General features: G+C 70.6%; 12 protein-coding genes. 1 reads left to right on the forward strand and 11 read right to left on the reverse strand.

What is annotated here, in order from left to right; genetic code table 11:
* Positions 1 to 253 precede the first annotated feature (253 nt).
* The 11 genes from ABDZ66_RS00375 to ABDZ66_RS00425 all read right to left on the reverse strand — a co-directional run bounded on the left by ABDZ66_RS00375 (position 254) and on the right by ABDZ66_RS00425 (position 14,214).
* On the reverse strand, positions 254 to 637 hold the full coding sequence (locus tag ABDZ66_RS00375; RefSeq protein WP_343754856.1) for a hypothetical protein: 384 nt from the start codon (positions 635 to 637) through the stop codon (positions 254 to 256).
* Between the two features lie 35 nt (positions 638 to 672).
* A complete protein-coding gene (locus ABDZ66_RS00380; protein ID WP_343754857.1) occupies positions 673 to 2,220 on the reverse strand; it encodes a DUF4127 family protein in 1,548 nt (515 codons plus the stop codon).
* Positions 2,221 to 2,576: 356 nt separating this feature from the next.
* Positions 2,577 to 3,920 (reverse strand): S8 family peptidase, encoded by a 1,344-nt coding sequence (locus ABDZ66_RS00385; protein WP_343754858.1) that lies wholly within the window; start codon positions 3,918 to 3,920, stop codon positions 2,577 to 2,579.
* A 465-nt stretch (positions 3,921 to 4,385) separates the two neighbouring features.
* The gene (locus ABDZ66_RS00390) at positions 4,386 to 7,850 is read right to left on the reverse strand and encodes a diguanylate cyclase (protein ID WP_343754860.1); all 3,465 of its coding nucleotides are present in this window, start codon (positions 7,848 to 7,850) and stop codon (positions 4,386 to 4,388) included.
* Positions 7,843 to 9,180 carry a winged helix-turn-helix domain-containing protein gene (locus ABDZ66_RS00395; protein ID WP_343754861.1) on the reverse strand — a complete coding sequence of 446 codons (1,338 nt, stop codon included), beginning with the start codon at positions 9,178 to 9,180 and terminating at the stop codon, positions 7,843 to 7,845. Before ABDZ66_RS00395 ends, ABDZ66_RS00390 begins: the two co-directional genes overlap by 8 nt.
* Positions 9,181 to 9,219: 39 nt before the next feature.
* Entirely contained in the window at positions 9,220 to 10,053 is an 834-nt protein-coding gene (locus tag ABDZ66_RS00400; RefSeq protein WP_343754862.1) for an alpha/beta hydrolase family protein, read from the reverse strand.
* A complete protein-coding gene (locus ABDZ66_RS00405; protein WP_343754864.1) occupies positions 10,050 to 10,586 on the reverse strand; it encodes a histidine phosphatase family protein in 537 nt (178 codons plus the stop codon). The genes ABDZ66_RS00400 and ABDZ66_RS00405 overlap by 4 nt, the downstream gene beginning before the upstream one ends.
* Positions 10,583 to 12,001, reverse strand: a complete 1,419-nt coding sequence (locus ABDZ66_RS00410) for an FAD-dependent oxidoreductase (protein ID WP_343754866.1) — start codon at positions 11,999 to 12,001, stop codon at positions 10,583 to 10,585. Before ABDZ66_RS00410 ends, ABDZ66_RS00405 begins: the two co-directional genes overlap by 4 nt.
* A complete protein-coding gene (locus ABDZ66_RS00415; protein ID WP_343754868.1) occupies positions 12,001 to 12,945 on the reverse strand; it encodes a carbohydrate ABC transporter permease in 945 nt (314 codons plus the stop codon). Before ABDZ66_RS00415 ends, ABDZ66_RS00410 begins: the two co-directional genes overlap by 1 nt.
* Positions 12,938 to 13,870 carry a carbohydrate ABC transporter permease gene (locus tag ABDZ66_RS00420; protein ID WP_343754870.1) on the reverse strand — a complete coding sequence of 311 codons (933 nt, stop codon included), beginning with the start codon at positions 13,868 to 13,870 and terminating at the stop codon, positions 12,938 to 12,940. Before ABDZ66_RS00420 ends, ABDZ66_RS00415 begins: the two co-directional genes overlap by 8 nt.
* A 107-nt stretch (positions 13,871 to 13,977) precedes the next feature.
* A complete protein-coding gene (locus ABDZ66_RS00425) occupies positions 13,978 to 14,214 on the reverse strand; it encodes a hypothetical protein (RefSeq protein WP_343754872.1) in 237 nt (78 codons plus the stop codon).
* A gap of 260 nt (positions 14,215 to 14,474) precedes the next feature.
* On the opposite strand from ABDZ66_RS00425, the gene icd reads away from it, so the two are divergent.
* Complete coding sequence (gene icd, locus ABDZ66_RS00430; RefSeq protein WP_343754874.1) at positions 14,475 to 15,731, forward strand: NADP-dependent isocitrate dehydrogenase; 1,257 nt, start codon at positions 14,475 to 14,477, stop codon at positions 15,729 to 15,731.
* The last annotated feature ends 219 nt before the right edge of the window (positions 15,732 to 15,950 follow it).

Here is a 15,950-nt window from a genome sequence, read left to right on the forward strand (position 1 = left end):
GTGCGAGGCATAGTCACTTCGCATCAAGGCCCATGAGACCGGGGAATTTCAAGCCCCTGCCTCCTGGGCCTTCGTGCTAGTCGCTGTTCTCTCGCCCGTGGAAACTCTTGGTTAACGAAACAAACGGAATCCGTATCATACGGACTCCGATTGAATGGCTTACAAAGCCGTTCAATCCGAGCGAAGCGAGTGGGAGAAAACCGGGTTCCGATCTGTTAACGAAACAAACGGCAGTCCGTATCAGGTGTCCAGCTCACTGCTGGACGATCTGACCGTCCCGCGTGACGATCAGCTGCGCCGGGTGCTCCGAATCCAGCGTCACAGGCCGAGACTGACCGCGTGCCTGTCCGCGCACGCTCACCTCGGCCCGCGTGACGCCGTCCGGCAGCGGCACCCGCCACGACTCGTGCGGCCACAGCGACGCCCGTTCCAGGCACTTGCCGCCCGGCAGGCACACCTGGAGCCGCCACACGACCCCGCCCGACCGGTTGGCGATGCGCAGACCCCCGTCCTCCCCGAAGAACGCCTGCCCCCACCCGCCCAGCGTCACGGCGGCCAGCAGCACGGCCAGGGTCGCGGGAACCACGCTGAACCGTCCGCGCGCCGGTGCAGCAGGGGAGGGCAGGTGGGTGCTCATGCCTTCCAGCCTGTCAGGTGTTCTTCTGCCGCGCGTCAGCCATTCGGACGATCCCCGGCCGGCTCCCCCTCCCCGTCCGTATCCGCGGAACGCACGCGCAGCGGAAAGACACCCGTGAACAGGCGCGGCCACGCCAGCCGCGCCGCGCCCAGCTCCAGCTGCCAGCCGCGCCCCGCGAAGTGCCGCTCCCACAGGGCCAGCGCCCGCGGGGTCATCAGTTCCGGGAGCCGCCGGTCCGCCTCCGCCAGCTGCTCACCCAGATCGAAGGGACTGGGGTTGCGCAGCTCGGCGCGCAGCACCGCCCGCACCTCCCCCTGGTACAGCACGTCGTCCACCATCCGCGCAAACAGCGTCCCGGCGTGCCCGGCCCGGTCCGTGACGAGCGCCGCCAGCTTCCCGGACGCCACCGCCGAGCCCAGCGTGTTCCCGGCCGTGTTCCACGCGCTGAACCCCGCCAGATCCGCCAGCGGCAACCCCTGCAGCAGCGTCCACAGCCGCGCCTCGGCCCCGTTCGGGTACGCGATGTCCGCCACACTCACCGCCCGACCGGCCCGCAGGTCAGCCCGCACGGCGTCCACGAAGGCCGGCAGGTGCCGGTGCGGGGTGTCCACCGTCCCGAAATCCGGCTGCCGGTGCGCCTGCCGCACCCCCGGCGTGTTCACCGCCAGCACGAACGCCGCCTCCGCCGGACTGTCCGCCAGCACGCACCCGGCCGCCCGCAGGTGCGCGCGCACCAGTTCCCCCGCCGGGCGGTCCTCGTACAGCAGCTCCGCGCCCGCCCCGCCCACGCCGCTGTAGCGCACCCACACCGGCACCGTCTCCGGGCGCAGCGCGCGGGCCAGCAGCGCGCACGGCACCTCGTCCGCGCCCGGGTACACGTCCAGCCGTTCCCACACGCCCAGTTCGTCCGCGCGCGCCTCCAGCATCCGCCGGTCGAGGGCCGCCAGCCCGTACGGCGTGGTGTCGTCCAGCGTCAGGCACAGGTGCGCCAGCGTCCCGTCGGCCAGCAGGTCCAGCGCCGCCAGGTGCAGCGCCCGGTTCCGCTCGCGCGTGCCCACCCAGTCGGCCAGCACCTCCGCTGGCACGGCCGCCCGCGCCGCCTCCAGCGCCTCCCGGTGCGCCTCGCCGTGCCGGGCATGCCGGTCGAACGCGTCACTGAACGCCCGCAGCTCCCGCCCCCACTGCCCGTAGTACGCCTTCTCCTCGTGCGGATCGTTGTCATGCGCGACCCGCACGATCACCCCGAACGCGTAGATCCGCAGCGCCGGATTCACCGCCCGCACCTCCCGCAACACCGCCAGCCGCGCCAGCGCCACGTCCAGGCCGTCCGTCACGCGCCGCGCCGGAATCATGCCGCCCAGGCACAACGTCTCCAGGCACACGATCAGTGCGTCCGCCCCGGCCGCCCGTTCCAGCAGCCACGTTCGCAGCGCGCCGGTATCGCCCGGCGTGAAGAACGCCGGAAGTGCCCGCGCGGGTGGGACGTCCACGGCCGCACCCGTCATGCGGCCCAGCCCGACCGGCAGGTCCAGCGTGGGAGGGCGGGTGTCCGGCGGGATCAGCAGCACGCGGGTGGTCGTCATGCCCGGCAGGGTAGAGCATTCCGGGCAGGCGGCCCCCCGCACCTGTCCGCCCGGAATCCCTGCCCGTGCCCACGCCCGTCCGTCCGTTTCGCTTCTCCTGCGCGGGGCAGCTCTCCGAGTCGCAACCGCCCGTTTCGTTCACAGATCGGACCACCACCGATCGGTCAACGCCACGTCCGGAACCCGCCCAGCTCCTGCTCGCTCTGCTCCGCAGCTCTCCGAGTCCGTATCAGGTCTGCAGGGGTTTCGGGCGGGTGTCCTTCCAGATGCCGCGGCTGCCTGCCTGCACCGCCCCGGCAGGCCTCACGCCCCGGGACGCCGGCGGGCGCAGCGCAGGTCCGCGTGGAACGCCCATCTCAGCGGTACCTGCTGACGAAGGACGCGACATTCAGCATGCCGCCGCCCAGCTTGCCCTGGAACAGCGGGTCCGGGACCGGCGCGGCCGACGACCGCAGGTTCAGCGCCAGACTGGACGGATTCAGGGTGGCCGCGCGGGTCGACAGGGCCAGCGCCACCGCCCCCGACACGGCCGGCGCGGAGAACGACGTGCCCGACGCGTACGCCAGGCGGCTGTCCGGGTAACTGGTGATCACGCCCTCGCCGGGCGCCACGAGCGTCATGCCCGTCGCGTAGTTCGAGAAGCTCGACTTCTTCCCCGCCAGGGTCGCGCTTCCCACCGCGACCAGGCCGCTGCTGGCCGTGAAGCGGCCGGTGGTCAGGGTCTGCGCCGGGTACACCATGCCCTCCTTGCCGGCGTTCCCGGAGGAGTTCACCACCACCACACCCCGCGCCGTGGCAGCCGCCACGGCCACGTTCAGCGCCTCCGAGTCGGTATCGGACCCCAGCGACAGGTTGATGACCTGCGCGCCCGCCGCCACGGCCCGGTCGATCGCCTGGATGATCCGGGACGTCATGCCGCGCCCCTGCGGATTCAGGACGCGCAGCGGCAGCAGCTGCGCGTTCGGGGCGATCTGCAGCACGATGCCGCCGACGGCCGTGCCGTGCCCGTAGCGGCCCAGCCCCTGCAGCGGCAGCATCTCGTGCGGAGCGGCGTCCCGGTCCACGTAATCCCAGGCGTTCACGCTGTCCACGTGATCGCGGATCAGCGGGTGCGTGGAATCCAGGCCGGTATCCAGGACCGCGACCTTCACGCCGCTCCCGAGTTCCGGAATGAGCTGCTGCGCCGCCGGGAGGTTCAGGGCGTTCCAGTAGGTCTGAACGTTCCCCCAGTCCCTGGAACCCAGGAAGGACTCCCCGCCCGCCCAGTTGGTCGCGCCGCCCGCCCAGTTGGTGCCGCCACTGGCCCAGTTGACGTTACTGAGCCCGCTGGCCAGCCCCTCGGCCTGCGAGACCTGAAGGACATCCAGCTCCGCGTCGGGTTCGACGCTGCCCAGCGTGACACCCAGGGCGCGCAGGGACTGGGTGTCCAGGCTGGCGGTCCGCAGGGTGGCCGGGACCGACAGGACAGCGCTGCCCCGCTCCGGGTGGAAGGTCACGAGCTGCGCGCCGGGCAGTGCGCCCAGCAGCGTCTCCGCCGTCATTTCCGGCGGGACGCGCACCGTGACGAGTTGACCGCCGCTGCGCAGCGCCGCGGGCGCCGGCAGGGTCGCCGCGGGCTGCGGCAGGCGTCCGCAGGAGGCCAGCGACAGCGCGGCCGCCAGCAGGGCCAGTCGGGACAGGAGGGTGGGGGCAGTCTTCATGGGGCCTCCTCCGGCCCCCTCATGGCGCCTGCTGAACGGCAGGTGGGACCGGACTGTCCACCCAGTCTGGGCGTTCATTGTGACGCCCCCGCAACCGCCCGCTGACCCCGTTCAGGCCCCCTGCCGGGGGCAATCCTGACCGGGCATGACCGGCCGGCGGGAACGGGACGTTAAATATTACTGGCGCCGGGAGCCCGGCAGCAGGGGGCGGAGCGGCGCTGCCGGGCGCACCCGCCCGGATGGACCGGTGGCCGCGCAGCCTTCAACCGGCGTGCCGCGCGGCCCACCATTCAACCCGGGTCCGTGTCATACGGACTGCCGTTTGTTTCGTTCACAGATCGGAGCGCCGCCGATCTGTCAACTCCACGTCCGGAGGGGCGCCCAGCTCCTCCTCTGCGGAGCGGCTCTCCGAGTCGCATCCGCTCGGATTGAACCGCTTTGTCAGCCATTCAACCCGGGTCCGTTTCAGTCGCCGGCACCCTCGGGCAGCACGCACACCCGGTTCCTGCCGGAACGTTTCGCGCGGTACAGCTGCTCGTCGGCCAGGGACACCAGCCGCTCATGGTTCGGCACCCGCGGGTTGGTGGCGACGCCCATCGAGAGGGTCACGCTCAGCGCCGGGTGAATCTGGGACCAGTCGTAGGAGTTCACCAGTTCCCGGACCCGCTCGCAGATCCGCTGCCCGTGCTCGGTCGTGGTGTTCGGGAACACGAACAGGAACTCCTCGCCCCCGTACCGGCCCACGCTGTCCGACGGCCGAACCGCGCTCTGGAACAGCGCCGCGACCGTCCGCAGCACCTGATCACCCACCAGGTGCGAGAACTGGTCGTTCACCTGCTTGAAATGGTCGATGTCGGCCATCGCCACGCACAGCGGCGCGTGCGTCAGGCGTCCGTGCAGGAACTCGTGCTGCAACACGCCCTCCACGTGCCGCCGGTTGAACAGCCCGGTCAGGCCGTCCTCGGACAGCTGCCGTTCCAGCAGACGCGACTGCTCTTCGAGCATGTTCACCAGCCCGCTCTTCTCGGTGTTCACGCGTTCCAGCGCCTCGTTGGCGGTGGCCAGCTCGATGGTTCGCAGGCGGTAGATCTGCGCCTCGGACTTCACGCGTTCCACCTCCAGCTGGGTCATCAGTGCCCGGGTCTTGAGCGCGGACGCCAGGTCGTGAATCTCCCGTTCCACGTCATGATGCCGGCGGTACAGGTCCAGCGCCGTCTGCGGGTCGCCCTCGGCGGCGCTCAGTTCGGACAGCTGAAGGAACGTCTGCATGATGATGTCCCGCGCGCTGATCGGCCCGGCCAGTTCCAGCGCCCGGCCGTAACAGGCGCGCGCCTCCGTGAACTGCCCGTCACGGTGCAGCAGGCGGCCCAGCTCGAAGTGATGTCCGGCCTCCTGCAGGGTCAGGTCGTGCTGCTGGGCTTCCTCGATCGCCTGCCGGACCAGGCGGATGCCGCGCGGCATGTCTCCGAGCTGCGCGGTGGCCCGCCCGAATGTCGTGCGGGCGTTGTTCATGACCGCCACGTTCCCGGCCTGCTCGGCGTACAGCAGCGCGGCCTGCGCGCACTCGGCGGCCAGTTCAGGGTCGCCCAGGTCGAAGGCGACGGTCGCCTGCATGCTGGTCGCGAAGGCCAGCCCGCTCACGTGATCCAGGGACCGGTACAGTTTCAGGCCCTCCTGCACGAGTTCCATGGCCTTGTGAAGGTCGCGGGCGTGGTAGTAGAGGTTCGAGAGGTTGTGCAGGGCGTGTGCCTCGCGCAGGTGGTCGCGTGCCTCGCGGGCGATGCGCAGCACCACGGCGAGATGATCGGCCGCCCGGTCGTACTCCTGCAGGTTCGAGTACACGGCCGCCATGAAGTTCGCGCAGTCCGCCTGCAGCGCCCGGTCGTCACACAGGATGCCGGTGTCCATGCCCTGCGAGAGGTGCGAGAGTGCGTCCTCGTACGCGCCCGCCATGAAGCAGTAGAAGCCGCTGGTGCGCTGCGCCCGGCCCAGCGTCAGGTCGTCGCCGCTGCGGCGCGCGAGTTCCAGGGCGCGCGGCGCGATCAACGCTCCCCGTTTCGGGTCGCTCTGCCGCAGGTTCCAGGCCTGTTCAGTCAGTGCCTGCGCCTCGTCGCGCGCCGCCACGTCCAGCTGGGGGCTGGGTGGGGCCGGGTGCAGGTCCGGATGCATGCGCGGCGCGAGCAGCGGTTGCAGGGTCGGCTGGTTGCTGGTCACCATCCGCACCAGCCGCTCGACGATGTCCGGGTCGAACTGCGTGCCGCTGCCGCGCTGCATCTCCTCGAGCGCCTCCGGGACGGTCCAGGCTTCCTTGTACGGCCGTTCGGAGGTCAGGGCGTCGAACACGTCCGCGACCGCCACGATCCGGCCCGAGATGGGAATGCCGCTGCCACGCAGGCCGCGCGGGTAGCCGCGCCCGTCCCAGCGTTCGTGGTGGGTGCGGGCGATCTCCTCGGCCATGCGCAGCAGCCGGGAGGTGCTGCCCTCCAGGACCTTCGCGCCGATCACCGTGTGCAGCTTCATGCGCTCGAACTCATCCGGCGTGTACGGACTGGTCTTGAGCAGGATGTCGTCCCCGACGCCGATCTTCCCGATGTCGTGCAGGCGCGCCGCCCAGCGGATCAGGTCCACCTCCTCGGGCGGCAGACCCAGCATCTGCGCGAGTTGCGCGCTGAGCTCCCCGACCCGGCGGGTGTGCTGCCCGGTGCGGTCGTCGCGGTACTCGGCTGCCATGCCCAGGCGGGTGACGATCTCGATCTGCACGGCCTCCAGCTCGGCGGTGCGGACCCGCACGGTCTCCTCGGCCTGCAGCCGCGCCTGCTGGGCGGCCTCGGTCAGCTGCCGGTAGGTGTCGGCCTCGCGCCGGGCGCGTTCCGCCTCGAACTGACTGCGCAGTGACTGCACCTGCCGCTCGCTGTCCTCGCTGAACACCTGCCGTTCCAGTTCCCGCAGGTCCCGCAGGAACGGGTAGGCCCGCGCGGGCTGCCCGGCCGCCTCCAGTCCCTCGACCAGCGCGGTCAGGATCGTCCGGACCGAGGCGTTCAGGTGATGGCCCCGCGCCTCCGCGAGGGCGGCACTCAGCTGGGCGAGCGCGCCGTCCGTGTCGGCGCGGCTGAACGCGGCGCGGCCCAGGCTGAGCAGGGCGTTCACCCGGCCCTGAACGTCCCCGGTATCGACCGCCCAGTACAGCGATTGACTGAACATGCCGGTCGCCTGCTCCGGCTGCCCCAACTCCAGGTACACCTGCCCGAGGTTGTCGAACAGGTCGATCAGGTGCTGCGTCTCGCCGTGCGCCCGCGCCAGCTCGATGGCGCCGCGCAGGGTCTCCTCGGCCAGGGCCGTCTCGCGCAGGTCCTTGTGGACCAGCCCCAGGATGCCCAGCGCCGCGAGTTCCGTCTGCCGGTCCCCGCAGCGGCGCGCGACCTCCAGGCCCGGGTTCAGGAAGGTCAGCGCGTGGGCCGGTTCTCCCATCAGCAGGAACGAGTGCGCGATGTTCACGTTGCACGCGCCCCGCAGTTCGAGCGGCAGTTCCTGGTACTGCTCGCACAGCTGCTGGCACCCGTGCAGGGCGGCCAGCGCGTCGGCGTGCGCGCCCAGGTTGGCGTGCAGCATCCCGATGTTGTTCAGGCAGTGCGCCTGCCCGGCGCGGTCGCCCCGCCGGGCCCGCAGGTCCAGTTCCCGCTGCTGGCACTCCACGGCCAGCCTGAGCTGCCCGCTGCGCTGCGCGGCCAGCGCCATCAGGCTCAGCGCCTCGATCTCGGCCTCCTCATGCTCGGCGGCGCGGGCGGCGTTCACGTAATCCCCGGCGGCAGACAGCAGCCGCGCGGCCGCGTCGGGCGTGGCATGCGCCAGGAGCGTCTCGCAGTGCGCGGCGTGCCAGGTCAGGTCGGTCGGCCCGGCCGGGTGGGCGGGAACGCCGTTGGGCCTATCCATCGGCCGGCCGGTGCGTTGCCGCAGGGGGGAAGGGGGGACGGGCGGGCGGGGCGGCGCTCAGGCGGTCCAGCGCCAGCCGCAGCAGGTCCGAGCTGTCCTGGGCGTCGTCCGGGCACACGACCAGCGACGTGTACAGGTCCAGCGGGACGGGCGCGCTGCGGCGCAGCTCCGCGAGGGCCAGACCGCTGCGCTCCTGCCAGCCGCGCAGCGCCGCGGGCTGCCCGGCCGGCGGGAGGCGCAGCAGCAGCGCGAAGGTCGCGCCGTTCAGGCGGTAGGCGCGGTCCTCGCGGCGGGTCGCGCCGCCCAGCGTCCGGGCCAGCCTGGAGATCAGGTCGTTCCCGCCCGCGTACCCGGCCGTGGCATTCAGGTACCGGATGTTCCCCAGGTCCACCAGCGCCACCGCGAAGGCCGTGCCGTGACGGGCGGCGTAGGCCACCTCGGTACTCAAGTCGCCCAGGAACGCCTGCCGGTTGCCCAGCCCGGTGGACTCGTCCGTCAGGGCCGAGCGTTCCAGCGCACTGACCAGCACGCTCTGCGCCAGGGCCAGGGCCACGCAGCGGGCCGCCACGACCAGCAGGGTGCTCGCCTCCCGCGGCGTTTCGGTTTCCCGGCCGGTCCCGGCCGGTACGTCTGTCGCCCGCGGCAGCAGCGTGAAGGGCCGCAGCGTGAGCACCTGCCCGGCCGCCTCGACGCGCAGGGCCGCGTCGGCCGGACCGCCGGCCGGACATGGAACGGGCAGGCCGGTCCGGTGCAGGCACGCGGCGGGGGGGGCGGCCGGCGACGGGTACCAGGCGGCGCAGGCGTCGGCGCGGGCCAGTTCGGCCAGCAGGGGCAGGCTGGCGCCCAGGATGGCCGGCACGCTGCGGGCGTCCTCCAGCGCGTGCGTCAGGTGCAGCAGGGCCTCGCTGTCCTGGCGCGCCTGCAGGGCCTGGCGTTGCAGGGTCTCGACCTGCCGGGTCAGGGCCGCCCAGGCGTCCGCGCCTGCGTCCGGGTGCGGGGGGGCCATGCCGGGCAGCGTGTCCGGCGGGGCGCAGCGGTACCCGGCGCCGCGCACCGTCTCGATGCGGCTGCCCGGCACCTTGCGGCGCACGCGGTTCACGTAGGCGTCCACGACCCGTTCGTCCCCGCCGAAGGCCAGTCCCCAGATGCGTTCCAGAATCTCGGAGCGGGAGTACAGCCGGCCGGGCTGGCCGCTCAGCAGGTCGAACAGCGCCAGTTCACGCGCCGTGAGGGACGGGGATTCGGTGCGGTGGTCCGCCGCGGGCCCCGCCGGGCCCGGCTCCGGGAACGGGTCCGCTGCAGACGCACCCTGCCGGTACGGGTGGTTCATACCTGGGCATGATTCCAGAAGCCCGCTTACAGAAACCTCTCATCCTGAATCCCGGTCAGTTCCTTCGGTCAGGAACGCCAGCGTCGCGTCCCGCATGAACCGGCTCGTGTAGTGGCCTACCCCCGCGAAGGTCTGCTCCTGGAACAGGTCGGGCCGCCCGGCGAACGCCGCCCGGTACGCCGCGGCCGTGGGCGCATGATGCGCCGCCAGGGGAAAGGTCGGGTCGGCCTCACCGCTCGCCAGCAGCAGCGGCGTGACCGGCAACTCTGCCACGTGCGTCACCGGCCGGTGGGCGTCCAGGAAGGCCTGCAGGTGCGGCGCGCGGACCTCCGGCTCCTGCCACACGCCGGACGTGATCAGCGCCGCCGTCCGCGCCACCGGGAAGCCCGCGTCCGGCAGCGTGCGCCGCAGCGTCTGCACCACGTACCCGCCCATGCTGGACCCCACCAGCCACAGCGGCGCGCTCCTGAAATCTGGCCCGAATTCCGCGCTGAACTCTGCGTGCAGCGCCTCCAGGAGGGCCGGAGCCTCGGCCACCGTGCGGCGCACGCTCTCCCACACGTACTCGCGGGCATTCAGACCCGGTGGGGTGTCGCCCTGCCGCTCGCCGTGCAGCGCCGCGTCCGGCAGCAGCACCGCCGCGCCGCTCCCTCCCGCACGGCCCGCCGCCAGGGCCGCGTACACGCCCAGCTTGCCCTCCTTGGCCGCCCAGGCCCCGTGATACACCACGCACACCGCCGTGACCGCCTGACCCTCGGGCGGCAGTTCCAGCAGGCACGGCACGCCCGCCAGGACCCGGCGCACCACCCGGTACGGCCGCCCCCCGGCCAGCGGGGCCGCGTGCGGGTCGCCCGGGTCGAACGCGCGGGTCACGCGCCCACCCGGACCGCCGGACCATCCGGGCACGTGGCCCACACGTCCGGGTTGCGCAGCGCCGCCCAGTCCCCGAAGCCCAGACCCAGCGCCAGGGCCAGCAGGTTCCCGTGCGTGACCACGACCGTCACGCCTGCCGGGTCGCGCGCATCCGCCAGAGCCGCCTGAATGCGGGCGCGGGCCGCCGCGCCGGACTCGCCGCCCGGCAGGCACAGGGTGTCGTCTGCAAAACTCTCCCGCAGCCGCTCGCGCCAGTCGGCGCGGGATGCGCCGCTCAGGACCCGCTCGGTCAGGCGCTCATCCGTCGTGACGGGCAGCCCCAGCCGATCTGCCAGCGGACGCGCCGTCGCCGCCGCCCGCACCCACGGACTGCTGACGACCCGCGTGACGCCCAGCCCGGCCAGCGAACTGGCCAGGGCCTGCGCCGCCGCCTCACCGTCCGGGGTCAGCGGGGCGTGCGGTTCCTGCCCGGTCGCCCGCGCATGCCGCACCAGCAGCAGCGTTCCCGGCTTCACTTCAGGGCTGCCCGTCATACGTTCCCTCCCCGCGCGCGCATCTCGGCCCGCAGGGCCTGCACGTCCACCGCCCGCACCTGCCCCGCGTGATCCCGCGCCGCCCAGGCCGCCGCGATCCCGGCCGCCTCGCCCATCGTGTGGCAGTTCTGCTGCACGCGAATCGCGGACTGCGCCTCGAAGGTACTGCTCGCCGCGCGGCCCGGCACGAGCAGGTTCACCACGCCGCGCGGCACCAGCGCCCGGAACGGAATCTCGTGGTACGCGTCCGGCGCGAAGTACGGCGCGCTGCCCTCCCGCTCGTGCAGCAGCCGCGCGCCCCCCTTCACCGAGTGGATGTCCACCGGGTAGTGATTCCGGCAGATGGAATCCTCGAAGCGCGCGCAGTCCAGAATGTCCGTCACGCCCAGCGTGTACTCGCCCTCGATGCGCCGCGTCTCACGTACGCCCACCATCGGCGCGACCACCCCCACGAACGCGTTCTCGCAGCCCGGCAGGAAGCGGCGGCAGAAGTCCGTCAGGCGCGTCACGGCCGCCCTCCCGTCCAGCTGCGCCTCGCTGAGCTGCCAGGGGTCCGCGCCGTCGTTCAGGTCCGCCCGGATGCGGGGGCAGTTGAAACTCAACTCTCCGGGCCGCCCCGGCACGCTGAACGCCTGGAAGTAATCCCCGTCCCGTTCCAGCAGCACCCCGTCCGCCACCGCCTGCCGGAACAGGCCCTCCAGCGAACTGCGGCGCCCCCAGACCATCCAGAAATGCAGGAACTCCGGCGCGTCCTGCGGTTGCCCCGCCCCGTTCAGGAAGTCACGCAGCCGCCCCGTATCCACGCCCGCCAGCGAGAACCGCAGACTCATGGCCTGATGCACCCCGTCCCCATCACCCGCCTGGAACGGCACGCCCGCCGCCGCCGCCACGTCCGCGTCGCCGGTCGCGTCGATGAACACCCGCGCCCGCAGCGCCTGCAGGCCCCCCTTGTTGTGCACGACCAGCGCCCCGATCCTGTCGCCGTCCATGACGGGCTGCACCACCTGCGTATGAAACAGCACCTCCGCCCCCGCGTCGGCCAGCAGGTCATCCAGCACGAACTTCAGGCCCTCCGGATTGAACCAGTTGTCGTTCCCGTGCGCGTCCACCGCGCCGTCCCCCCGCGCCCGCAGGCGCGCCTTGATCTCGTCCGTCAGGCCCAGGTTCAGGTTCTGCCCGCCCGACACGTTCCGCATCAGCGGCGTCACCCACGCGTTCGTGCCCGTGCCGCCCAGGCTGCCCTGCGCCTCCACGACCAGCACCCGCGCGCCCGACCGGGCCGCCGCGACCCCCGCGACCGCCCCGGCCGTCCCACCCCCCGCCACGATCACGTCCCATTCGCGGCCCAGCGTCCGGTAGGGGAGGGTGCCGCCTGTCGCGGCGCCGTTCACGCGCCCTGCCTGCCGTGAGTCCATCAGCCTTTCACCGCACCTTCCAGGCCTTTCATGAAGTACCGCTGGCCGGTCAGGAACACGATCAGGATCGGGATGATCGTGATCACGGCTCCGGCCATGACGGCGCGGCTGTTCGTGCTGAAGGTGCTGCTGAGTTCCAGCAGGCCCGCCGAGAGGGGCAGCATGTTCTTGTCGGGCAGCATGATCCGCGCCCACAGGAACGAGTTCCAGTACGCCACGAATTCCAGGATGGCGAAGGCCACGATGGTGGGGAGCGCCAGCGGCAGCATGATGCGTCGCCAGATGGTCAGTTCGCGCGCCCCGTCGATGCGGGCGGCCTCGATCAGTTCCTGCGGGACGCCCAGGTACGCCTGCCGCAGCAGGAACAGCCCGATGATGCTGGCCGCGCCCGGCAGGACCACCGCGAGGTACTGACGGACCGCGTCAATGACCGGGTTGGTCTGTTGCAGCAGGCCCAGTTTGATGGTCGTGATGTAGTTGACGATCAGGCCCGCCTCGTTCGGCAGGACCATCAGGATCAGGATCGCGTAGAAGATCAGGTCCCGGCCCGGAAAGCGCATCTTGGCGAGCGGGTACGCGGCCAGGGTGGCCAGGGTGGTCGTGATGGTCACGCCCAGCACGCAGATGACCAGCGAGTTCAGGATCAGGCGCCAGAAGGGCACGGTCGTCCCGCTGAACACCTCGGCGTAGTTGCGCAGGGACACGCCTCTGGGCAGGATCTTCGCCTCGTAGATGTTCCCGGTCGGTTCGAACGACGTGATCAGCGTCCAGTAGAACGGGTAGAGCATGATCAGCGCGATCACGATCAGCACCGCGTACGCCAGGACGTTCTGCACGCGCTGCCGGGCCACGCGGCGCGACCTGAGCTGCGCGGCCAGCCGGGCGTGCTCCTCGGCGCTCATGGGGGCGGTCGCGGCGGGCAGGGGGGAGGTCAGGTCAGGCATCGACTTTTCCTCCGCGCGTCAGTTTGAAGTTGATCAGGCCGAACAGGATGCTGATCACCGCGATGATGATCCCGGCCGCCGCCGCCAGCCCGTACTGGAAGTCCACGAACGCCCGCGAGTACGTGTAGAACAGCGCCGAGTACGTACTGCCGGCCGGGCCGCCCTGCGTCATCACGTAGATCTCCTCGAACACCTTGATGGCGCTGATGGTGGACATCAGGCTGCACACCAGAATCGTGGGCCGCAGCCCCGGCAGCGTGATGTTCCAGAACACCTGCGTGCGGGTCGCGCCGTCGATGGTGGCCGCTTCCTCCAGCTCCGGGCTGATGCCCTGCAATCCCGCGAGGTACAGCACCATGTAGTACCCGATGCCCTTCCAGAGCGTCACGAACATCACCGCGTACAGCGCCGTGGCCGGGTTGTTCAGGAAACTGCCGTTCTGCGGCAGGCCCAGGAATCCCAGCACCGCCGTGACCGGCCCGCCCTGCTGGTACATCCAGTTCCAGATCAGGCCCACCACTGCGAAGCTCGTCACGACCGGCACGTAGTACGCCGTGCGGAAAAACCCGATGCCTTTCAGGGGCCGGTTCACCAGCAGCGCCACCAGAATCGCGATGATCTGAATGACCGGCACGACCAGGATGTACTTCAGGCTGTTGCGCAGCCCCGACCAGAACTGCCCGTCGGCAAAGAGTTCCCGGAAGTTCGCCAGACCCACCCACTGCGGCGGCGAGATGATGTTGTACTTCGTGAACGCCAGGTACGTCCCGAAGATGACGGGCCACGTGTGGTACACGACCAGCAGGATCAGGAACGGAAGCATGAAGGTGTAGGCGATCAGGGTGTTACGGGCCGTCACTCTGGCGCCCGTGCCACCCAACTTGTGCTGTGCCCGGCGTGACACACGCCGCTGGGTTGAAGTCATGCCCGGCAGTGTACGCACTTCGCGGCCCGCAGGCATGAAAAAACCAGCCTCCCGCAGGGGGAAGCTGGTGCGGACCACGCGGGGTCCGGTGGGAGGTCAGTCCGGGATCAGTGGCCGTCGCCGTCGGTCGCTTCGCGCTTGCCTTCGCTGTACTCGGCGTTGGCCTGCGCGTTGTGGACCTCGGCCTTGGCGCGGTCCTCAAGGGCTTCGGCCTTGTGGTGGGCGTCGCCCGTCACGGCGTGCGCGACATTGTGACCGGCCTCGCGGGCGCGGTCGGCGGCCTCGTTCACCTTGGCCTTGGCGGCGTCCAGCATGTTCCCGGCAGTGCTCTTGTCATCACTCATTGTGAACCTCCTGCAAGTTGAATTCCCTTGGGTTGGCCCTCTTGGGTGTGCCCAGCATCGTTCAGCCGCGCGCCGCTGCGGTGAGTGCGCCTTCAGGGGCCGCGCAGCAACCCGAAGGCAAACCTTCATGAACCCTGCGCCCGCCACGCGGGTCGTGCGGCGCCAAAACTCTGGACTGCGTCCAGACCGCGCCTTGAACCCTTCGGGTAACACGGACACCAAGTCGAAGCTCACGTGACTGGAGTACAGTGACTCCCGTCATGGATAACCACATCAAGGTGCCCGCACAGGGCGAAAAGATCACGATGCAAGACGGCAAGCTCAGCGTGCCGAACCACCCCATCATTCCCTTCGTCGAGGGTGACGGCACCGGCCCCGACATCTGGAAGGCCAGCGTCCGCGTTCTCGACGCGGCCGTCGAGATCGCCTACGGCGGCGAGAAGAAGATCGAGTGGATGGAAGTCTACGCCGGCGAGAAGAGCCTGCAGGTGTACGGCGCCAACGAGTGGCTGCCCCAGGGCACCCTGGACGCCTTCCGCGAGTACCTGTTCGGCATCAAGGGCCCGCTGACCACCCCGGTCGGCACGGGCATCCGTTCCATCAACGTCGCGCTGCGCCAGGAACTCGACCTGTACGCCTGCGTGCGCCCCGTCCAGTACTTCAAGGGCGTGCCCAGCCCCGTCAAGCGCCCCGAAGACGTGGACATGGTCATCTTCCGCGAGAACACCGAGGACATCTACGCCGGCATCGAGTACAAGGCCGGCACGCCCGAGGCCGACAAGGTCCGCGGCTTCCTGACCCGCGAGATGGGCGTCACCAAGATCCGCTTCCCCGACACCAGCTCCTTCGGCATCAAACCCGTCAGCCGCGAAGGCACCGAGCGTCTCGTGCGCGCCGCCATCCAGTTCGCCATCGACAACGGCCGCAAGAGCGTCGCCATCGTCCACAAGGGCAACATCATGAAGTTCACGGAGGGCGGCTTCCGCGACTGGGGCTACGAACTCGCCAAACGTGAATTCGGCGCGGTCGAGATCGACGGCGGCCCCTGGTGCCAGCTCCCGAACGGCATCGTCATCAAGGACGTCATCGCCGACAACTTCCTCCAGCAGATCCTGCTGCGCCCCACCGACTACGACGTGATCGCCACCCTGAACCTGAACGGCGACTACGTCAGCGACGCGCTCGCCGCGCAGGTCGGCGGGATCGGCATCGCCCCCGGCGCGAACATCAACTACGTGACCGGCCACGCCATCTTCGAAGCCACGCACGGCACCGCCCCCAAGTACGCCGGCAAGGACGTCATCAACCCCTCCTCCGTGATCCTCTCGGGCGAGATGATGCTGCGCTACATGGGCTGGACCGAGGCCGCCGACCTGATCCTCAAGGGCCTGGACGACACCATCCAGCAGCGCGTCGTCACGTACGACTTCGCCCGCAACATGGAAGGCGCCACCGAAGTCAAGACCAGCCAGTTCGGTGACAAGATCATCGAGAACATGAAAGCCCGCAAGGCATAAGCCACAGAAATACGCCACAGAAATGAGGGGAGGCCCGGACCGCACAAGCTGCGTCCGGGCCTTCCTGGTCGTGTGGTATGGAAAGACTCGTCTCTTCAGGGTAGGTAGTCGGCTGGAACTATGCCCGACACCACTGAAATGGGAGCGTCCGGGGCCTATCCCCGGACGTGTCAAAAGAGCTCCCACTCGAGAGTTTCGTCTGTCAGAACCCCGCCTGTC

It is taken from the genome of Deinococcus depolymerans, from assembly GCF_039522025.1.
Classification (GTDB): domain Bacteria; phylum Deinococcota; class Deinococci; order Deinococcales; family Deinococcaceae; genus Deinococcus; species Deinococcus depolymerans.

What these genes read in the sequence shown, in the direction of transcription:
- ABDZ66_RS00375 (WP_343754856.1), bottom strand. Translation starts at nt 637, where the DNA reads ATGAGCACCCACCTGCCCTCCCCTGCTGCACCGGCGCGCGGACGGTTC.
- ABDZ66_RS00380 (WP_343754857.1), bottom strand. Translation starts at nt 2,220, where the DNA reads ATGACGACCACCCGCGTGCTGCTGATCCCGCCGGACACCCGCCCTCCC.
- ABDZ66_RS00385 (WP_343754858.1), bottom strand. Translation starts at nt 3,920, where the DNA reads ATGAAGACTGCCCCCACCCTCCTGTCCCGACTGGCCCTGCTGGCGGCC.
- ABDZ66_RS00390 (WP_343754860.1), bottom strand. Translation starts at nt 7,850, where the DNA reads ATGGATAGGCCCAACGGCGTTCCCGCCCACCCGGCCGGGCCGACCGAC.
- ABDZ66_RS00395 (WP_343754861.1), bottom strand. Translation starts at nt 9,180, where the DNA reads ATGAACCACCCGTACCGGCAGGGTGCGTCTGCAGCGGACCCGTTCCCG.
- ABDZ66_RS00405 (WP_343754864.1), bottom strand. Translation starts at nt 10,586, where the DNA reads ATGACGGGCAGCCCTGAAGTGAAGCCGGGAACGCTGCTGCTGGTGCGG.
- ABDZ66_RS00410 (WP_343754866.1), bottom strand. Translation starts at nt 12,001, where the DNA reads ATGGACTCACGGCAGGCAGGGCGCGTGAACGGCGCCGCGACAGGCGGC.
- ABDZ66_RS00415 (WP_343754868.1), bottom strand. Translation starts at nt 12,945, where the DNA reads ATGCCTGACCTGACCTCCCCCCTGCCCGCCGCGACCGCCCCCATGAGC.
- ABDZ66_RS00420 (WP_343754870.1), bottom strand. Translation starts at nt 13,870, where the DNA reads ATGACTTCAACCCAGCGGCGTGTGTCACGCCGGGCACAGCACAAGTTG.
- ABDZ66_RS00425 (WP_343754872.1), bottom strand. Translation starts at nt 14,214, where the DNA reads ATGAGTGATGACAAGAGCACTGCCGGGAACATGCTGGACGCCGCCAAG.
- icd (WP_343754874.1), top strand. Translation starts at nt 14,475, where the DNA reads ATGGATAACCACATCAAGGTGCCCGCACAGGGCGAAAAGATCACGATG.